The sequence below is a fragment of the Rhizobium sp. BK377 genome (assembly GCF_014193935.1).
Classification (GTDB): Bacteria; Pseudomonadota; Alphaproteobacteria; order Rhizobiales; family Rhizobiaceae; genus Rhizobium.
In genome coordinates this window covers 383,821-401,465 of sequence record NZ_JACIAC010000001.1, presented here as the reverse complement: position 1 = coordinate 401,465, position 17,645 = coordinate 383,821, and the positions used below count along the sequence as shown (strand labels likewise).

At 60.0% G+C, this 17,645-nt stretch carries 15 protein-coding genes and 2 tRNA genes; 15 read left to right on the top strand and 2 right to left on the bottom strand.

Going from position 1 to position 17,645, the window contains the following annotated elements:
• On the bottom strand, positions 1 to 1,254 hold the full coding sequence (locus FHT92_RS02000; RefSeq protein ID WP_183822172.1) for a GGDEF domain-containing protein: 1,254 nt from the start codon (positions 1,252 to 1,254) through the stop codon (positions 1 to 3).
• Between the two features lie 381 nt (positions 1,255 to 1,635).
• On the opposite strand from FHT92_RS02000, the gene clpP reads away from it, so the two are divergent.
• The 5 genes from clpP (at position 1,636) to FHT92_RS01975 (ending at position 9,666) form a co-directional block, all read left to right on the top strand.
• Positions 1,636 to 2,265, top strand: a complete 630-nt coding sequence (clpP, locus tag FHT92_RS01995) for an ATP-dependent Clp endopeptidase proteolytic subunit ClpP (RefSeq protein ID WP_183743907.1) — start codon at positions 1,636 to 1,638, stop codon at positions 2,263 to 2,265.
• Positions 2,266 to 2,569: 304 nt separating this feature from the next.
• Positions 2,570 to 3,847, top strand: coding sequence for an ATP-dependent Clp protease ATP-binding subunit ClpX (clpX, locus tag FHT92_RS01990; protein ID WP_183743905.1), 1,278 nt, complete (start codon positions 2,570 to 2,572; stop codon positions 3,845 to 3,847).
• Positions 3,848 to 4,248: 401 nt separating this feature from the next.
• Complete coding sequence (gene lon / locus FHT92_RS01985; RefSeq protein WP_183743903.1) at positions 4,249 to 6,666, top strand: endopeptidase La; 2,418 nt, start codon at positions 4,249 to 4,251, stop codon at positions 6,664 to 6,666.
• Positions 6,667 to 6,873: 207 nt separating this feature from the next.
• Complete coding sequence (locus FHT92_RS01980) at positions 6,874 to 7,149, top strand: HU family DNA-binding protein (RefSeq protein WP_183743901.1); 276 nt, start codon at positions 6,874 to 6,876, stop codon at positions 7,147 to 7,149.
• 315 nt (positions 7,150 to 7,464) lie between these two features.
• Positions 7,465 to 9,666 (top strand): esterase-like activity of phytase family protein, encoded by a 2,202-nt coding sequence (locus tag FHT92_RS01975; protein ID WP_210278329.1) that lies wholly within the window; start codon positions 7,465 to 7,467, stop codon positions 9,664 to 9,666.
• Between the two features lie 67 nt (positions 9,667 to 9,733).
• Here FHT92_RS01975 and FHT92_RS01970 read toward each other — a convergent pair whose 3' ends face one another.
• On the bottom strand, positions 9,734 to 10,720 hold the full coding sequence (locus FHT92_RS01970) for an aldo/keto reductase (RefSeq protein ID WP_183822170.1): 987 nt from the start codon (positions 10,718 to 10,720) through the stop codon (positions 9,734 to 9,736).
• A 149-nt stretch (positions 10,721 to 10,869) separates the two neighbouring features.
• Between FHT92_RS01970 and FHT92_RS01965 the strand changes: the two genes are divergently transcribed.
• From FHT92_RS01965 to nuoF, 10 genes are all read left to right on the top strand, one after another.
• A complete protein-coding gene (locus tag FHT92_RS01965; RefSeq protein ID WP_183822168.1) occupies positions 10,870 to 11,271 on the top strand; it encodes a cupin domain-containing protein in 402 nt (133 codons plus the stop codon).
• 329 nt (positions 11,272 to 11,600) lie between these two features.
• Positions 11,601 to 11,677, top strand: a tRNA-Asp gene (locus tag FHT92_RS01960).
• 72 nt (positions 11,678 to 11,749) lie between these two features.
• Positions 11,750 to 11,826 (top strand) — tRNA-Asp (locus tag FHT92_RS01955).
• A gap of 248 nt (positions 11,827 to 12,074) precedes the next feature.
• A complete protein-coding gene (locus FHT92_RS01950; protein ID WP_097611397.1) occupies positions 12,075 to 12,440 on the top strand; it encodes an NADH-quinone oxidoreductase subunit A in 366 nt (121 codons plus the stop codon).
• Positions 12,431 to 13,015 (top strand): NuoB/complex I 20 kDa subunit family protein, encoded by a 585-nt coding sequence (locus FHT92_RS01945; protein ID WP_112544560.1) that lies wholly within the window; start codon positions 12,431 to 12,433, stop codon positions 13,013 to 13,015. The genes FHT92_RS01950 and FHT92_RS01945 overlap by 10 nt, the downstream gene beginning before the upstream one ends.
• Positions 13,016 to 13,033: 18 nt before the next feature.
• A complete protein-coding gene (locus tag FHT92_RS01940) occupies positions 13,034 to 13,636 on the top strand; it encodes an NADH-quinone oxidoreductase subunit C (RefSeq protein WP_183822166.1) in 603 nt (200 codons plus the stop codon).
• Between the two features lie 67 nt (positions 13,637 to 13,703).
• Positions 13,704 to 14,894, top strand: a complete 1,191-nt coding sequence (locus tag FHT92_RS01935) for an NADH-quinone oxidoreductase subunit D (protein WP_183822164.1) — start codon at positions 13,704 to 13,706, stop codon at positions 14,892 to 14,894.
• Positions 14,894 to 15,166: a hypothetical protein gene (locus FHT92_RS01930; protein ID WP_183743886.1), complete on the top strand. Its 273-nt coding sequence runs from the start codon at positions 14,894 to 14,896 to the stop codon at positions 15,164 to 15,166. Before FHT92_RS01935 ends, FHT92_RS01930 begins: the two co-directional genes overlap by 1 nt.
• Before the next feature lie 16 nt (positions 15,167 to 15,182).
• Positions 15,183 to 16,328, top strand: coding sequence for an NADH-quinone oxidoreductase subunit E (locus FHT92_RS01925; RefSeq protein WP_183743884.1), 1,146 nt, complete (start codon positions 15,183 to 15,185; stop codon positions 16,326 to 16,328).
• Positions 16,329 to 16,340: 12 nt separating this feature from the next.
• Positions 16,341 to 17,645, top strand: a complete 1,305-nt coding sequence (nuoF, locus tag FHT92_RS01920) for an NADH-quinone oxidoreductase subunit NuoF (RefSeq protein ID WP_183743882.1) — start codon at positions 16,341 to 16,343, stop codon at positions 17,643 to 17,645.

The window sequence follows — 17,645 nt, the reverse complement described above, 5'->3', positions numbered from 1 at the left end:
TTAACTTGCGCGGGAGAGCTCGCCCATGCGGCGCAATGCTTCCACCTGATCGTCGACGGTCGGCACGAGCTCGCCGGCATTGGAGTTGGGCTCGGTGGGCGCGGGTGCCGCTGCTTCTTCCTCGCCAAAGACGACCGTGCAGTTGCGGCCGGCAGCTTTGGCCGAATAGAGCGCCCGGTCGGCAGCCGAGACCAACCGGTCGATATTGGCGTCGATCGCCGAGGAAAGCGCGATGCCAACGCTGACGGTGGCGGGGATCAGTGCCTCGCCCGTGCTGACTGGCAGGCGGCAGAATTCGGCGCGGATCGATTCCGCCAGTGCTTCCGCTTCCGTTTGGTCGCGGACGGTCACGAAGGCCGCGAATTCCTCGCCGCCCATGCGGCCGAAAATGTTGTTGGGGATATACTGACGGGCAAGGCGGGCAAAGGCGGTCAGGACGGCATCGCCGGATTGATGGCCGAAGCGGTCGTTGACGCGCTTGAAATGATCGAGGTCGAAAAGGATGACAGCGACCTGATGCTGCTCGTTATGTGCCTTTTCCTGGATTTTATCGAAATAGCCGAGCAGGCCGCGGCGGTTCAGCACGCCGGTCAGCGTATCTGTCAGTGTCAGCACGCGCAGATGGCGTTCCGACCGTTCCATGATGAGGCGGCAGGTAAGCGCGAAGGCGATGGTGAGCAGGAAGGCGCTCGCCATGGCGGCCGCGCCGCTGAAATTCGTTGCCTGAGCATCCGAAGGCAGGATCAGCGCCATTGTGATGGCCACGCCGAAGCAGAGGAAGGCCTGCAGCACGAAGACGGCCATCAGGAAGACGCGCGTGCGTTCACGGCGGATATCGCCCGCGGCAACCGCCATGCCGAGCGCAGTGGCGCCGGTCGCCGAAGCGAGATTGTAAAGAATGACCCGGTTGGAATAATCTTCGTTGATCCAAGGCAGGAAGACGCCCGCGAGCCAGATTACCGGCGGCAGCAGCGCCCACCATTCCATTTTCTTGCGGTCGAGGGCAAGGAAGCCGGCAACCCAGGCGCTCTGTCCGAGCAAGGCGATGGCATTGCCGATTTCGATGGAAAGCAGGTTGGGAATTTCGCCGCGGGCGGCGACCAGTGCAAAGCCGATGCCGCTGAACAGGAAGCCTAGTCCCCAAAAAAGGTAGGCGGCGCTTTTCTGGTTGTGGCGCCAGGCCACGAACAAAACCAGCGCCAGCGTAAGGGCCTCAGAGCACCAGATGGACAGACCTGTAGCGACATTGAACACGGCAGCAACCCCTTGAGCGTTGGCGCATTCTGGCCGAAGAAGCTCGCTGTTTGATTAATGGCGCGAACCTTGGGCCGAGAATTTCGGCGTTATCTGCCGGTAAGCTTTCCGCCCGGTAAATGTTCGTAAGATCTGTCGAATGTGGTAAGCCTTTCTTCATCCTGTCACCGACAAAAGCTGTGGGACGGAAAGGTCTGGCCTCGCCGTTAACAGGCGTTTGGAACAGACGGGATAGGGAAATGCCAAAGCCATATGCCGCGCCTGCTTCTTAACGTTATCCTTATGCGTGTCTTGAAGAGGGGGGCGGGGACACTCTATGTAGGAACAAGGCATTTTTCTTTGATTCCCGGCATTCGCCGGAAAGACGTTAAAAGGACGCACATGAGAAACCCAGTCGATACCGCTATGGCCCTCGTGCCGATGGTTGTGGAACAGACCAACCGCGGTGAACGCTCCTACGACATCTATTCTCGCCTGCTCAAGGAACGCATCATCTTCCTGACGGGTCCTGTCGAGGACCATATGGCGACACTCGTCTGCGCCCAGCTTCTCTTCCTCGAGGCCGAAAACCCCAAGAAGGAAATCGCGCTCTATATCAATTCGCCGGGTGGCGTCGTCACTGCCGGTATGGCGATTTATGATACCATGCAGTTCATCAAGCCGGCCGTCTCGACGCTATGCATCGGTCAGGCTGCTTCCATGGGGTCGCTCCTTCTGGCTGCTGGTCATAAGGACATGCGTTTCGCCACGCCGAACTCCCGCATCATGGTCCATCAGCCCTCGGGCGGTTTCCAGGGCCAGGCATCGGACATCGAGCGTCACGCCCGTGACATCTTGAAGATGAAGCGTCGCCTCAACGAAGTCTACGTGAAGCACACGGGCCGTACCTATGAGGAAGTCGAAAAGACCCTCGATCGCGACCATTTCATGGATGCGGACGAGGCCCAGACCTGGGGCGTCATCGACAAGGTTCTGACATCGCGCGTGGAAATCGAAGGCGATCAGGCCTAGTAATTAATAGGGATGGTGTTTTCGCTGCCACAGTTCTATCCCATTTGTGATTGAACAAGGGGTTTCAACTGGCGGCGGAGACGCTAATAGTAGCTATTAATGCTATGTTGAATTTTTATGACATAGCATTCGGCATTCGAAGGGGAATTCGTTGCCGCCGGCACCCGGACATGATTGATTCGGCCCGGTTCGTACCCCCTGAAGCCTTTGTCGGCAGAAGCTCCGGGTAGGGGCGCCGTCAGGGAGCTGATTGAGTGGACCGCGATTTCGTGTTGGAAATGCGGCGTGCTGGAAGGAAAGTGATATGAGCAAGGTCAGCGGCAGCAACGGCGGCGACAGCAAGAACACCCTCTATTGTTCTTTCTGCGGAAAGAGCCAGCATGAAGTCCGGAAGCTTATTGCCGGACCGACCGTGTTCATCTGCGATGAATGCGTCGAATTGTGCATGGACATCATCCGCGAGGAGAACAAGTCCTCGATGGTCAAGTCCCGTGACGGCGTTCCCACGCCCCAGGACATCATCAAGGTTCTCGACGAATATGTCATCGGCCAGCGTCAGGCGAAGAAGATCCTGTCGGTTGCCGTTCACAACCACTACAAGCGCCTCGCGCACGCCTCCAAGAACGGCGATGTGGAACTGGCGAAGTCGAACATCATGCTGGTCGGCCCGACCGGTTGCGGCAAGACCTATCTTGCCCAGACGCTGGCCCGCATCATTGACGTTCCCTTCACGATGGCCGACGCGACCACGCTGACGGAAGCCGGCTATGTCGGTGAAGACGTCGAAAACATCATCCTGAAGCTTCTGCAGGCTGCGGACTACAATGTCGAGCGCGCCCAGCGCGGCATCGTCTACATCGACGAAGTCGACAAGATTTCCCGCAAGTCCGACAACCCGTCCATCACTCGCGACGTATCGGGCGAGGGCGTGCAGCAGGCGCTTCTGAAGATCATGGAAGGCACGGTTGCCTCGGTTCCACCGCAAGGCGGCCGCAAGCACCCGCAGCAGGAATTCCTGCAGGTCGACACGACGAATATCCTGTTCATCTGCGGTGGCGCCTTTGCAGGCCTCGACAAGATCATCTCCGCTCGCGGCGAAAAGACCTCGATCGGCTTTGGCGCGACCGTCAAGGCGCCGGACGACCGCCGCGTCGGCGAAGTGCTGCGCGAACTTGAGCCCGAAGATCTGGTCAAGTTCGGCCTCATCCCGGAATTTATCGGCCGTCTGCCGGTTCTGGCGACGCTTGAGGACCTTGATGAGGACGCACTGATCCAGATCCTGTCCGAGCCGAAGAACGCGCTGATCAAGCAGTACCAGCGCCTGTTCGAGATGGAAGACGTGGAATTGAGCTTCCACGAGGACGCGCTGCGCGAAATCGCCCGCAAGGCGATCATCCGCAAGACCGGCGCCCGAGGCCTCCGCTCGATCATGGAAAAGATCCTGCTCGACACGATGTTCGAACTGCCGGCGCTGGAAGGCGTGCGCGAAGTCGTCATCTCGGAAGAGGTCGCACGGGGCTCGGCCCGTCCGCTGTATATCTATGCGGACCGCCAGGACGAGAAGGCAAACGTCTCGGCCTGACTTGCGTTGGGAACCGTTATTTCAAGGGGCTTGCCTTGTGCGGGCCCCTTTCTATTTGAAAACGGGTGCCGGGCGCTGATAATAGTTGCGGGCAAGGTTGAAAACAGCCTTGGCCGATATTGCGCAAACGATGACCCTTGGCAATGATGCTGTGATTCCGTAGCCTGTTGCTGGCGTTGCTATTTTAGGCGGTTCGGAAATGGTAAGCGTCGCTCCAGATAGGCGCTTCATTGTGTTGGCGTTCCATGTAATAAAGCTGTCACAACCGTGGAACGCGGGCGTTAACGTGGCTTGAAAAGCGTAGTCAGAACCTCCACTTGTAGCAACAAGTGAGAGTGCCGGCCGGATCCCAAGCGGCCGCGCCAGAGAGCCCGGTAACGGGACGATGGAAAGGAATAAAAATGACGAAGAAAACGTCTGTAGCGAGCAGCACCGCTTATCCTGTTCTCCCCCTGCGCGACATCGTGGTGTTCCCCCATATGATCGTGCCGCTGTTCGTCGGGCGGGAAAAGTCGATCCGTGCGCTCGAAGAGGTCATGGGTTCCGACAAGCAGATCATGCTGGTCACCCAGATCAACGCCAGCGACGACGATCCGGACCCGTCTGCGATCCACCGCGTCGGTACGGTCGCGAACGTCCTCCAGCTTTTGAAGCTGCCTGACGGCACCGTGAAGGTTCTGGTCGAAGGACGCGCCCGCGCCGAAATCGATACCTATACGAGCCGCGAAGATTTCTACGAAGCTCTCGGTCACGTGCTCGAAGAGCCGCATGACGATCCGGTCGAACTGGAAGCTCTGTCGCGTTCGGTCGTGTCGGAATTCGAGAGCTACGTGAAGCTCAACAAGAAGATTTCGCCCGAGGTTGTCGGTGCGGCCAGCCAGATCGACGACTATTCCAAGCTCGCCGATACGGTCGCCTCGCATCTCTCTATCAAGATCACCGAGAAGCAGGAGATGCTGGAAACCACCAGCGTCAAGGCTCGCCTCGAAAAGGCGCTCGGCTTCATGGAAGGCGAGATCTCGGTCCTGCAGGTCGAAAAGCGCATCCGCTCGCGCGTCAAGCGCCAGATGGAGAAGACCCAGCGCGAATACTACCTGAATGAACAGATGAAGGCGATCCAGAAGGAGCTCGGCGACGGCGAGGAAGGCCGCGACGAGATGAGCGAACTGGAAGAGCGCATCGCCAAGACGAAGCTCTCCAAGGAGGCCCGTGAAAAGGCCGACGCGGAGCTGAAGAAGCTACGCCAGATGAGCCCGATGTCGGCTGAAGCCACCGTCGTGCGCAATTATCTGGACTGGCTGCTCGGTATCCCCTGGGGCAAGAAGTCGAAGATCAAGGCCGATCTCAACAATGCCGAGAAGATCCTCGAAGCCGATCACTTCGGTCTTGAAAAGGTCAAGGAGCGCATCGTCGAGTATCTGGCGGTCCAGGCCCGCGCCACCAAGATCAAGGGTCCGATCCTGTGCCTCGTCGGCCCTCCGGGCGTCGGCAAGACCTCGCTCGCCCAGTCGATCGCCAAGGCCACCGGCCGTGAATATGTCCGTATGGCTCTCGGTGGCGTTCGTGACGAGGCCGAAATCCGCGGTCACCGCCGCACCTATATCGGTTCGATGCCCGGCAAGGTCATCCAGTCGATGAAGAAAGCGAAGAAGTCCAACCCGCTCTTCCTGCTCGACGAAATCGACAAGCTCGGCCAGGACTACCGCGGCGATCCGTCTTCGGCTCTACTCGAGGTGCTTGATCCGGCCCAGAACTCGACCTTCATGGACCACTACCTGGAAGTCGAATACGATCTGTCGGACGTGATGTTCATCACCACGGCGAATACGCTGAACATTCCGGCTCCGCTGATGGACCGCATGGAGGTCATCCGTATCGCCGGCTACACCGAAGACGAGAAGCGCGAAATCGCCAAGCGGCACCTGCTGCCGAAGGCCATCAAGGAACATGCGCTGCAGCCGAGTGAATTCTCGGTCAGCGACGACGCCCTGATGGCAATCAGCCAGCAGTACACCCGCGAAGCCGGTGTCCGTAACTTCGAACGCGAATTGATGAAGCTTGCCCGCAAGGCGGTCACCGAGATCATCAAGGGCAAGACGAAGTCGGTTCACGTTACGGCAGAGAACATCGACGATTATCTTGGCGTTCCGCGCTTCCGCCACGGCGAAGCCGAGCGCGAGGATCAGGTCGGCGTGGTCACGGGTCTTGCCTGGACGGAAGTCGGCGGCGAGCTGCTGACGATCGAAGGCGTCATGATGCCCGGCAAGGGCCGCATGACCGTCACCGGCAACCTGAAGGAAGTGATGAAGGAATCGATCTCTGCGGCGGCCTCCTATGTCCGCTCGCGTGCCGTCGATTTCGGTATCGAGCCGCCGCGCTTCGACAAGAGCGACATTCACGTGCACGTGCCGGAAGGCGCGACGCCGAAGGATGGTCCGTCTGCCGGTGTCGCGATGGCAACCGCGATTGTCTCGATCATGACCGGCATTCCGGTCAGCAAGGATGTGGCAATGACGGGTGAAATCACCCTGCGCGGCCGTGTCCTGCCGATCGGTGGCCTGAAGGAAAAGCTGCTTGCCGCACTGCGCGGCGGTATCAAGAAGGTGCTGATTCCGGAAGAGAACGCCAAGGATCTGGCCGAGATTCCTGACAACGTAAAGAACAACATGGAGATCATTCCGGTCTCACGTATGGGCGAAGTGATCAAGCACGCGCTTGTCCGTCGTCCCGAGCCGATCGAATGGGATGGCACGGTTGAAACGCCGGTCATCGCGACCGTCGAAGGGCTAGATGACGCAGGCGTTGCCATAGCTCATTGAGACTTGGCGGCCACATTTACGCCCAATTGTTGCAAATCGTGAAAAAGGCCGGCGGAAACGCCGGCCTTTTTTGTGAAAACGTCATGTAGGCGCTTGCTTTTCCTTGATTTGCAGGGTTTTTGGGTTCTCGGCGGGCCTGATGAAAGCGATTTCTGCGCCTAGCTTCCAGATTGAGTTGTTTCAAACCATTTAGAAAGGGGTGGAAACATGAACAAGAATGAACTCGTGTCCGCAGTAGCCGAAAAGGCTGGACTGACGAAGTCTGACGCAGCATCTGCCGTCGATGCCGTTTTTGACGTTGTGCAGACCGAACTGAAGGGCAAGGGCGATGTTCGCCTCGCAGGCTTCGGCAGCTTCACGGTTTCTCATCGCGCTGCCACGAAGGGTCGCAACCCGTCGACCGGCGCCGAAGTCGACATCCCGGCACGCAACGTGCCGAAGTTCACGCCCGGCAAGGGCCTGAAGGACGCCGTCAACGGCTGATACGAGATTGTCCGCCGGCCGTAAACGAGAACGGCCGCGCAGGATTTTGAGGGGGTTCGGTAATGCCGGACCCCTTTTTGCTTTCAGCGCTTGCCGTATGCCGCGCTTCGTCTTACGACGGTGATGCTTTCGAGCCGGGGCAAAAGCCCCACCAGCGGTAAGGGCTTCGGCTCGAGCCTGCGAGCGCAGCGAGATGCATCGCGAATGGCAGGCGGCCTGACGCAAACCGTACAAAATGTCGCAGGTTGTCATGTGTCTGTCATGGCAGTCCCGCAGAAAACCTCTGTTCGATTGTTCGATATTGGGGGATTTTCAATGACATTGTCTGCGCACAAGGCGGCGCTTGCTGCCGTGCTTTTCGCATCCGTTGCCTTCCCGGCAGTGGCTGAGCCGGTTTTCAACCGCATCGCCTCTTTCCCGGTCGCGACCAACCTGCCGGCCGATAAGGACAAGCTTTCGGCTACCTCGGCCGAAATCATCACCGCTTCGCAGGATGGCAACACGCTGATCTATAGCGACAGCCCGCTCGGCGCGATCGGCTTCATCGACATTACCGATGCCAAGGCGCCCAAGGCCGGCGGCGCGCTGATGATGGACGGCGAGCCGACCTCGGTGACGACAGCGGCCGGCAAGGCGCTCGTCGCCGTCAATACCGGCGAAAGCAAGCAGAAACCGTCGGGCCGTCTGGCGATCGTCGATATCGCTACCAAGAAGATCGACGCGACCTGCGATCTCGGCGGCCAGCCCGATTCGATCGCCCTCAACAAGGACAGGACGCTCGGCGCGATCGCGATCGAAAACGAGCGTGACGAAGAGGTCAATGACGGCAAACTACCGCAGATGCCGGCAGGCGACCTCGTCGTCTTCCAACTCAAGACCGATGGCAGCGTCGATTGCGGCACCATCAAGCATATCGCCCTGACCGGCCTTGCCGGCGTTGCTCCTGACGATCCGGAACCGGAATTCGTTTCCTTCAACAGCCAGAACGAAATTGCGCTCACGCTGCAGGAAAACAACGAGATCATCATTCTCGACGGCGCGACCGGCACGGTGAAGACGCATTTCTCTGCCGGCAGCGTCGATCTCACGGGCATCGACACCAAGCGTGACGGCGCCCTGAAGTTCACCAGCGAGAAGAAGGGCGTCCTGCGCGAGCCTGATGCCGTCAAGTGGCTGGACGACAACCGGCTCGTTGTCGCCAACGAAGGCGACTATGAAGGCGGCTCGCGCGGCTTCACCATCTTCGACAAGACCGGCAAGGTCCTGTTCGAATCCGGCAGCTCCTTCGAGCGGGCCGTCGCCGCGCTCGGCCACTATCCGGAAAGCCGCTCCTCGTCGAAGGGCGTCGAGCCGGAAGGGCTGGAAGCCGCGAAATTCGGGAACGAGGACTTGTTCTTCCTGCTTGCTGAACGCGCTTCCGTCGTTGGCGTGTACAAGGACACCGGCGCCGAGCCGGAGCTGCTGCAGATCCTGCCCTCGGGCATTTCTCCGGAAGGCGCGGTCGCCATTCCGCAGCGTAACCTGCTTGCCACCGCCAACGAACTCGACCTTGGCAAGGACGGCGGCGCGCGTTCGCACGTCATGATCTATGAACGCGGCGAAGGCGAGAAGGCCTATCCGCAGATCGTTTCCGCCGAGAAGGACGGCAACCCCATCGGCTTTGCAGCTCTTTCTGGTCTCGCCGCCGTTCCGGGCAAGCCGGGCATGCTCTATGCCGTCAGCGACAGCTTCCTCGCCTCACAGCCGACGGTCTACACGATCGACGCCACCAGGAAGCCGGCCGTCATCACCGATGCGCTCGTCGTCAAGCGTGACGGTGCTCCGGCTCAGAAGCTCGACATCGAAGGCGTCGCTGTTGCTGCCGACGGCTCCTTCTGGCTGGCCTCGGAGGGGTATACCGAGCGCTTGGTGCCGCATGCTCTCTACAACGTCACCGCAAAGGGCGACATCAAGACCGAGATCGCCCTGCCGAAGGAACTGCTCGCCAACGAAATCCGCTTCGGCTTCGAAGGTATCACGATCGTCGGCACCGGCGATGATGCAACGCTGTGGATGGCCGTTCAGCGCGAGTGGAACGACGATGAGAAAGGCTTCGTGAAGCTCGTCTCCTATAATCCGAAGAAGAAGGAATGGGGCGGCGTGCGCTACCCGCTCGACAAGACCGAGAGCGGCTGGGTCGGTCTATCCGAAATCACCGCTCAGGGCGACAGCGTCTACATAATCGAACGCGACAATCTCGTCGGCGATGCAGCCAAGCTGAAGAAGCTCTACAAGGTTGCAATCTCCGACCTGAAGCCGGGCAAGCTCGGGGCCGATCTGCCCGTCGTCAAGAAGACGGAAGCCCATGATTTCATCGGCGATCTGAAGTCGGCCACCAACGGCTACATTCTCGACAAGCTGGAAGGTTTTGCCTTCGACGCATCGGGCAAGGCCTATGCCGTGACCGACAATGACGGTGTGAGCGACTCTTCGGGCGAAACCCTGTTCTTCCCGGTCAACCTGACCGCCACGAACTGAGTTCGCGTTCCCATGAAATGGAAAGGCCGGACTCTCGCCCGGCCTTTCCATTGATTCTTCTCAGAGCCTACCAGCGTTGATGCACATGCGGCGCAATCAGTCGCCCGTAGATTTCACGCGTTGCGGCCATGACGTCGGCAGGGAGCGGCGCAAGATCGGCGGCGGCTGCATTCGCCTTGGCCTGCTCGGCATTGCGTGCGCCGGGGATGACGACCGTGACTGCTTCCGCCATCAGGATCCAGCGAAGCGCAAAGGCTGCCATGCTGGCGCCGGCTGGAACGAGCTTGCGCACTTCCTCGACGGCCTGCAGGCCGACCTCGAAGGGCACGCCTGCGAAGGTCTCGCCGACATCGAAGGCCTCGCCGTTGCGGTTGAAATTGCGATGGTCATCGCTTGCGAACGTCGTGTCGCCGGTGATCTTGCCGGAGAGGAGGCCGCTGGCAAGCGGCACGCGAGCGATGATCGCCACGTTCTTGCGGCGGGCTTCACTGAAAAACAGATGATCGGGACGCTGGCGGAAGATGTTGTAGATGATCTGGATGCTGACGACACCGGGATATTCGATCGCTTTCAGAGCTTCCTCGACCTTCTCGACGCTGACGCCATAGCCCTTGATCTTGCCGGCCTTCTGCAACTCGTCCAGGCCTCCAAAGACTTCCGGTCGATAGAGCACCTCCGTCGGCGGGCAGTGAAGCTGTACGAGGTCGAGGCTGTCCACCTGCAGGTTCTTGAGGCTGCGGTCGATGAAGCCTTCCAGATTGGCCTTGGTGTAGCCTTCAGTGACATGCGGGTTCAGACGGCGGCCGGCCTTGGTCGCGACCATCGGGCGCTCGTCGCCACACGCCTTCAGCACATCGGCAATGATCTTTTCGGAGCGGCCGTCACCATAAACGTCGGCGGTATCGATGAAGGTCATGCCGGCGTCGAGTGCGGCATTCAAGGCAGCGCGGCCGTCCGCTTCGCTGACATCGCCCCAGGAGCCGCCGATCTGCCAGGCGCCGAAGCCGATATTGGTGACGGTAAAGGGCAGGCGGCCAAAAGCATGATGTTTCATGGAAATTCCTCCGATGGTGATGAAAGGTTCTCGAAGTAGCAGGCGCCGGGTAGGGCGACAATCGCCGATGGCGCTTGGATCGTCTGCTGCGATCAAATATCCTTGTCAGTGACGCTTCAACCGCAGCCGACGGAAGAACAGGAAAGATCATGGATATCAAGACTGCAGGCTCGCGCCCTTCCACGAGGGGCCAGGCCGATTATTTCACCGGCTCCGTTCGTCTCGATCCGCTCGTCGAGGCGCCGGAGCCTGCGCGTGTGCGGGCCGCTCACGTAACCTTCGAGCCGGGCGCGCGAACCGCCTGGCATACGCATCCCCTGGGGCAGACGCTGATCGTTACCTCAGGCAGAGGCTTCGCTCAGACATGGGGCGGCGAAATCAGGGAAATCCGCCCGGGTGATGTCGTCTGGTTCCCACCGGGCGAGAAGCACTGGCACGGGGCGAGCCCTGAGACCGCCATGAGCCACATCGCCATCCAGGAAGCATTGGACGGTAGCGTGGCGGACTGGCTGGAGCAGGTCAGCGACGAGCAATATGCCGGCAACGCCTGAGGCGGCAGCAACGGACTTCAGGCTCTGAGAGGGCGCAGGCGATTCGGGCTTCCGTTGCGAAACTCTGTCGCGGGCGTTTCAGGCATCCCGCCGCCTTCGTGCGGGCTGCTTGTGGAAAAACCTGACGCAGTGGATCTCAGGTCCGCAGGCAAAGCAGAATCGCCGATTTGTCGGGAGGATCGGGAAGGCCTTCCGAAACAATTTCAGGACTGTCATGGTTTTGTCTCCAAACCTGCTTGACACTAAAAGGCGAACCCCTTAGTTAGCCGCTCATCCAAGCGGCCAGCTCGTTCGGATGAGGTGCTCAGCACCGGATTGCTTGAAAGAATGCGGGTGTAGCTCAGTCGGTTAGAGTGCCGGCCTGTCACGCCGGAGGTCGCGGGTTCGAGCCCCGTCACTCGCGCCATTTCAAGCGGGCGTCAAATTGACGCCATCTGTCCGGTTTCGTGATATCCTCACGGTCCGAAAGGTCCAATGCGCGGGTGTAGCTCAGTCGGTTAGAGTGCCGGCCTGTCACGCCGGAGGTCGCGGGTTCGAGCCCCGTCACTCGCGCCATTTTTCTTCAAAAAGCCATGCAGTTTCCGAGGGTCAGCCATGCGGCCTTCCGCGACATTTGCGGATTTGTCGCGACATCGTTGCATCTGCTTGATAACGTCCGTCTGACGCTGTTCGAATAGCTTCTGTAAAAGTCTTGCGCCGGGGCTCCGGCTGCGCTAACCACGGCTTGTTGCAACGCACGTTCGCTTGCCGGGCATTTGCCCAGTTGCGCCGCCCGGCGCCGCCCGCAAGCAGGGATGAACATGATGACTGAACTGCTCAGTTCCTATATTCCGATCGCTATTTTCATCGGTATCGCGCTCGTTATTGGCCTGGCGCTGCTCATTGCGCCGTTTGCCGTTGCATTCAAGGCGCCCGATTCGGAAAAGCTTTCGGCCTACGAATGCGGCTTCAACGCATTCGATGACGCTCGTATGAAGTTCGACATCCGCTTCTACCTCGTGTCGATTCTCTTCATCATCTTCGATCTTGAAGTCGCCTTCCTCTTCCCATGGGCCGTTTCCTTCGGCGCCATCGGCTGGTTCGGCTTCTGGTCCATGATGGTCTTCCTCTTCGTGCTGACCATTGGCTTTATCTATGAATGGAAGAAGGGAGCCCTGGAATGGGAGTAGCCCCCGCTGGCAATCAGACGCTCGTAGCGCCGCAGCCGAAGGGGATCATCGATCCCTCGACCGGCAAGCCGATCGGCAGCAACGACGCGTTTTTCGGCGAGATCAACAATGAGCTCGCCGACAAGGGTTTCCTCGTCACGTCGACCGACGAGCTGATCAACTGGGCTCGTACCGGCTCGCTGATGTGGATGACCTTCGGTCTCGCCTGCTGCGCCGTCGAGATGATGCAGCTCTCCATGCCGCGTTACGACGTCGAACGCTTCGGCTTTGCGCCGCGTGCTTCGCCGCGCCAGTCGGACGTCATGATCGTTGCCGGCACGCTGACCAACAAGATGGCGCCTGCGCTTCGCAAGGTCTATGACCAGATGCCTGAGCCGCGTTACGTCATCTCGATGGGCTCCTGCGCCAACGGCGGCGGCTACTATCACTATTCCTATTCGGTCGTTCGCGGCTGTGATCGCGTCGTACCGATCGACATCTACGTGCCGGGCTGTCCCCCCACGGCGGAAGCATTGCTTTACGGCGTGCTGCTGCTGCAGAAGAAGATCCGCCGCACCGGCACGATCGAACGCTAAGGGCAAGGACAGAAAATTATGAGCGAAGCCCTCACTGAGCTTTCGTCGTACCTTTCGCAAGCGCGCGGCAACCTGATTGCCGCCTCGCAGCTCAAATATGGCGAGCTGACGCTGACGACGACCGGCGACAATCTGATCCCGCTGCTGACCTTCCTGCGCGACGACGCCAAGTGCGGCTTCGTCAACCTGACGGACATCTGTGGTGTGGACTGGCCGCAGCGCGAACTGCGCTTCGACGTCGTCTATCATCTCCTGTCTCCGAAGCAGAACCTGCGCATCCGCGTGAAGGTGGCGACAGACGAAGATACGCCGGTTCCATCCGCCTGCGCCGTCTATCCGGGCGCCGACTGGTTCGAGCGCGAGACCTGGGACATGTACGGCGTGCTCTTCACCGGCCACCCGGACCTGCGCCGTATCCTGACCGATTACGGTTTCGAAGGTCATCCGCTGCGCAAGGATTTCCCGACGACCGGTTTCGTCGAAGTTCGCTACGACGATGCGGCAAAGCGCGTCGTTTACGAGCCGGTGGAACTGAAGCAGGAATTCCGTAATTTCGATTTCTTGTCCCCTTGGGAAGGCACGGAATACGTGCTGCCCGGCGACGAAAAGGCGAAACAGTAAGTTTGAGGCGTGTGGCGGGCCGAGAGCCCGTTGTTCACTGACTACCTGAAAAAGCGAGCCCATCGCCATGACCGAACATAACGTCCGTAACTTCAACATCAATTTCGGGCCGCAGCATCCGGCAGCGCACGGCGTTCTGCGTCTTGTCCTTGAGCTTGACGGCGAAATCGTGGAACGCGTCGATCCGCATATCGGCCTGCTGCACCGCGGCACCGAAAAGCTGATCGAAACCAAGACCTACCTGCAGGCTGTTCCCTACTTCGATCGCCTCGACTACGTGGCGCCGATGAACCAGGAGCATGCCTATGCTCTGGCTGTGGAAAGGCTGCTCGGCATTGAGATCCCGATTCGCGGCCAGCTGATCCGCGTCCTCTACTCGGAAATCGGCCGTATCCTGTCGCATCTTTTGAACGTCACGACGCAGGCCATGGACGTCGGCGCGCTGACGCCGCCGCTCTGGGGTTTCGAAGAGCGCGAAAAGCTGATGGTGTTCTATGAGCGCGCCAGCGGCTCCCGTATGCATGCCGCTTATTTCCGTCCGGGTGGCGTTCACCAGGACCTGCCGGAACAGGTCGTGCAGGATATCGGCAAGTGGTGCGACGAATTTCCGGGCAAGCTCGACGATATCGACGATCTTCTGACCGGCAACCGCATCTTCAAGCAGCGCAACGTTGATATCGGCGTTGTCTCTCTGGAAGATTGCTGGGCCTGGGGCTTCTCGGGCGTCATGGTGCGCGGTTCGGGTGCTGCCTGGGACCTGCGTCGCGCGCAGCCTTATGAATGCTATTCGGATCTTGAGTTCGACATTCCGGTCGGCAAGAACGGCGACAACTACGATCGTTACCTGATCCGCATGATCGAGATGCGCGAATCGGTGAAGATCATGAAGCAGTGCGTCAATCGCCTGCTCGGTGATGCCAAGGCGGGACCATTCTCCTCGATCGATGGCAAGGTCGTTCCGCCGAAGCGCGGCGAGATGAAGCGTTCGATGGAAGCGCTGATCCACCACTTCAAGCTCTATACCGAAGGCTATCACGTTCCGGCCGGTGAGGTTTACGCTGCTGTCGAAGCGCCGAAGGGCGAATTTGGCGTCTATCTCGTCTCCGACGGCACCAATAAGCCCTATCGCTGCAAGATCCGCGCTCCGGGTTATGCGCATCTGCAGGCGATGGACTTCATGTGCCGTGGTCACCAGCTTGCCGACGTCGCGGCCGTTCTCGGCTCGCTCGACATCGTCTTCGGTGAGGTGGACCGCTAATGCAGGCTCTGCCGCTCGCGACAGCCTTTCTTCTTTCGGCCTCCGCTGCCTTTGCACAGGATGCCGGAAAGCTCGGCACACCGCTGGGCCATGAAGAGGCGCAGCCGCCGGCAGAGCAATCGTCCATGGGTGAGCTTTTGTCCATGGGCTATCAAATCAAGGCCGCCGTGCCGAATGGCGGCAAGTTCGTGGTATTTATGCAAAAAGACCAGTCGGCCTATGCCTGTGAAATGCAGTCTCTGACTGCTTCGCGGTGTGGAACGCTAAACTGACAAGGCGTGAGGAAGAATGTCCGTTCGTCGATTAGCCGAAGATCAATTCCAGCCGGCCGCATTCGCTTTCAGCGATGAAAATGCGGTCTGGGCGGAAAAGACGATTCAGAAATATCCCGCAGGCCGTCAGCAGTCCGCGGTCATTCCGCTGTTGATGCGTGCGCAAGAGCAGGATGGTTGGGTCACCCGCCCGGCGATCGAAAAGATTGCCGACATGCTGGACATGGCCTATATCCGCGTTCTCGAGGTCGCGACCTTCTACACCCAGTTCCAGCTTCATCCCGTCGGTACCCGCGCTCACGTGCAGGTCTGCGGCACGACGCCCTGCATGCTGCGTGGCTCGGAAAAGTTGATGGGCGTCTGCCGCAGCAAGATCCATCAGCACCCGTTCGAGCGCAACGCCGAGGGCACGCTCTCCTGGGAAGAGGTCGAATGTCTCGGGGCTTGCGTCAACGCTCCGATGGTGATGATCGGCAAGGATACCTACGAGGACCTGACGCCGGAGCGCCTGGAAGAGATCATCGATACGTTCGCGGCCGGCAATGGGGCGAGCGTCAAGGTTGGCCCGCAGATCGACCGTCACCTGTCCTCGCCCGAAGGTGGCCCGACGACCCTGCTGGGCGATGTTGCCGTTAGCCGCACCTGGGTTGACAAGGCTCCAGCGACTGCACCGGCAGACGGCGCGCCGGTTCCGCCTTCCGAGGCGGCACGTCCGAAGAGCACCGACGCCGAGACCAATGCGTCGCTGAAGACGCCGGCAACGTCTCCCAAAGCATCGGCGAAGAATGCGAAGGCTGCCGAAGTTCAGCCGCTCTCTGGCACCGCCGCTTCCGAGCCGGCGCCGAAGGCTGCCCCTGAGGTTGCTGCCAAGCCCGCGCTGACCGACAAGAATCGTCCGGCCGGCATCGAGAAGCCCGCCGCTCCCGATGATCTCAAGATGATTTCCGGCGTCGGTCCGAAGATCGAAGCAACGTTGAATGAAATCGGTATCTTCACCTTCTCGCAGATCGCGGGCTGGAAGAAGGCCGAACGCGAATGGGTCGATGGTTTCCTGAATTTCCGCGGCCGCATCGAGCGCGACGACTGGGTCAAGCAGGCCAAGGCGCTCGCCAAGGGCGGCGAAGCGGAATATATCAAGGTCTTCGGCAAGAAGCCGCGGTAAGAGGTGTGAAGCATGTTAGAAGATAAGGACCGCATCTTTACCAACATCTACGGCCTCAAGGACAAATCCCTGAAGGGGGCGATGAGCCGCGGCCACTGGGACGGCACCAAGCAGATCCTCGAAAAGGGCCGTGACTGGATCGTCGACGAGATGAAGGCTTCCGGCCTTCGCGGTCGTGGCGGCGCAGGCTTCCCGACAGGCCTCAAATGGTCGTTCATGCCCAAGCAGAGCGACGGCCGTCCGCATTACCTCGTCGTCAACGCCGACGAATCCGAGCCCGGCACCTGCAAGGACCGCGACATCATGCGCAACGATCCGCATACGCTGATCGAAGGCTGTGTGGTCGCAAGCTTCGCCATGGGCGCCAACGCCGCCTATATCTATGTGCGCGGCGAATATATCCGTGAGCGCGAAGCCCTGCAGGCCGCAATCGACGAATGCTACGATGCCGGCCTTCTCGGCAAGAACAACAAGCTCGGTTGGGACATGGACATCTATGTCCATCATGGCGCCGGTGCTTATATCTGCGGCGAAGAAACCGCGCTGCTCGAAAGCCTTGAAGGCAAGAAGGGCCAGCCGCGCCTGAAGCCGCCGTTCCCGGCCAATATGGGTCTCTACGGCTGCCCGACGACGGTCAACAATGTTGAATCGATCGCCGTCGCCCCAACCATCCTGCGCCGTGGTGCGGGCTGGTTCTCGTCCATCGGCCGTCCGAACAACGTTGGAACCAAGCTCTTCATGCTCTCCGGTCACGTCAACAAGCCGTGCACCGTTGAAGAGAGCATGGGCATCACCTTCCGCGAACTGGTGGACAAGCACGCCGGCGGCATTCGTGGGGGCTGGGACAATCTGCTTGCCGTCATTCCGGGCGGTGCATCGTGCCCGATCGTTCCGGCCAAGGACATCATCGACTGCCCGATGGACTTCGACGGTCTGCGCGCTGTCGGTTCCTCCTTCGGTACGGCCGCCTCGATCGTCATGGACAAGTCCACCGACGTCATCAAGGCCATCGCCCGTATCTCCGCCTTCTTCAAGCATGAGAGCTGCGGCCAGTGCACGCCGTGCCGCGAAGGCACGGGCTGGATGTGGCGCGTGATGGAGCGCATGGCGCGCGGCAACGCCCAGAAGCGCGAAATCGACATGCTGTTCCAGGTCACCAAGCAGATAGAAGGCCACACCATCTGTGCGCTCGGCGACGCCGCCGCATGGCCGGTGCAGGGTCTGATCCGTAACTTCCGTCCAGAGATCGAAGCCCGCATCGACCAGTATACGGCCAATGCGCTCGATCACGGTGCGGTTCTGGAGGCGGCCGAGTAA

What these genes read in the sequence shown, in the direction of transcription:
- FHT92_RS01925 (WP_183743884.1), top strand. Translation starts at nt 15,183, where the DNA reads ATGTCCGTTCGTCGATTAGCCGAAGATCAATTCCAGCCGGCCGCATTC.
- FHT92_RS01940 (WP_183822166.1), top strand. Translation starts at nt 13,034, where the DNA reads ATGAGCGAAGCCCTCACTGAGCTTTCGTCGTACCTTTCGCAAGCGCGC.
- FHT92_RS01945 (WP_112544560.1), top strand. Translation starts at nt 12,431, where the DNA reads ATGGGAGTAGCCCCCGCTGGCAATCAGACGCTCGTAGCGCCGCAGCCG.
- FHT92_RS01930 (WP_183743886.1), top strand. Translation starts at nt 14,894, where the DNA reads ATGCAGGCTCTGCCGCTCGCGACAGCCTTTCTTCTTTCGGCCTCCGCT.
- FHT92_RS01935 (WP_183822164.1), top strand. Translation starts at nt 13,704, where the DNA reads ATGACCGAACATAACGTCCGTAACTTCAACATCAATTTCGGGCCGCAG.
- clpP (WP_183743907.1), top strand. Translation starts at nt 1,636, where the DNA reads ATGAGAAACCCAGTCGATACCGCTATGGCCCTCGTGCCGATGGTTGTG.
- FHT92_RS01980 (WP_183743901.1), top strand. Translation starts at nt 6,874, where the DNA reads ATGAACAAGAATGAACTCGTGTCCGCAGTAGCCGAAAAGGCTGGACTG.
- FHT92_RS01950 (WP_097611397.1), top strand. Translation starts at nt 12,075, where the DNA reads ATGACTGAACTGCTCAGTTCCTATATTCCGATCGCTATTTTCATCGGT.
- nuoF (WP_183743882.1), top strand. Translation starts at nt 16,341, where the DNA reads ATGTTAGAAGATAAGGACCGCATCTTTACCAACATCTACGGCCTCAAG.
- FHT92_RS01970 (WP_183822170.1), bottom strand. Translation starts at nt 10,720, where the DNA reads ATGAAACATCATGCTTTTGGCCGCCTGCCCTTTACCGTCACCAATATC.
- FHT92_RS01965 (WP_183822168.1), top strand. Translation starts at nt 10,870, where the DNA reads ATGGATATCAAGACTGCAGGCTCGCGCCCTTCCACGAGGGGCCAGGCC.
- FHT92_RS01975 (WP_210278329.1), top strand. Translation starts at nt 7,465, where the DNA reads ATGACATTGTCTGCGCACAAGGCGGCGCTTGCTGCCGTGCTTTTCGCA.
- lon (WP_183743903.1), top strand. Translation starts at nt 4,249, where the DNA reads ATGACGAAGAAAACGTCTGTAGCGAGCAGCACCGCTTATCCTGTTCTC.
- clpX (WP_183743905.1), top strand. Translation starts at nt 2,570, where the DNA reads ATGAGCAAGGTCAGCGGCAGCAACGGCGGCGACAGCAAGAACACCCTC.